The organism is Staphylococcus auricularis (genome assembly GCF_051172115.1).
GTDB classification, from domain to species: Bacteria; Bacillota; Bacilli; order Staphylococcales; family Staphylococcaceae; genus Staphylococcus; species Staphylococcus auricularis_A.
The window spans coordinates 1-322 of the sequence record NZ_JBPIZN010000025.1; the positions used below are offsets into that span (position 1 = coordinate 1).

At 52.8% G+C, this 322-nt stretch carries 3 tRNA genes; all 3 read right to left on the reverse strand.

The window, feature by feature from the left end:
* Positions 1-80 precede the first annotated feature (80 nt).
* Positions 81-155, reverse strand: a tRNA-Gly gene (locus ACSBRB_RS10640).
* A 3-nt stretch (positions 156-158) separates the two neighbouring features.
* Positions 159-240: transfer RNA gene (locus ACSBRB_RS10645), tRNA-Leu, on the reverse strand.
* Positions 241-245: 5 nt separating this feature from the next.
* Positions 246-321: transfer RNA gene (locus ACSBRB_RS10650), tRNA-Lys, on the reverse strand.
* Between the last annotated feature and the right edge of the window lies 1 nt (position 322).

The following is a 322-nucleotide window of genomic DNA, read 5'->3' on the forward strand; positions in this document are numbered from 1 at the left end:
AATCGAACCGGTACGGTAATCTCTTACCGCAGGATTTTAAGTCCTGTGCGTCTGCCAGTTCCGCCACCCCGGCAAAATAATGGAGCAGAAGACGGGATTCGAACCCGCGACCCCAACCTTGGCAAGGTTGTATTCTACCGCTGAACTACTTCTGCATATGCGGGTGAAGGGAGTCGAACCCCCACGCCGTCAGGCGCTAGATCCTAAGTCTAGTGCGTCTGCCAATTCCGCCACACCCGCTTAAATGGTGAGCCATAGAGGATTCGAACCTCTGACCCTCTGATTAAAAGTCAGATGCTCTACCAACTGAGCTAATGGCTCA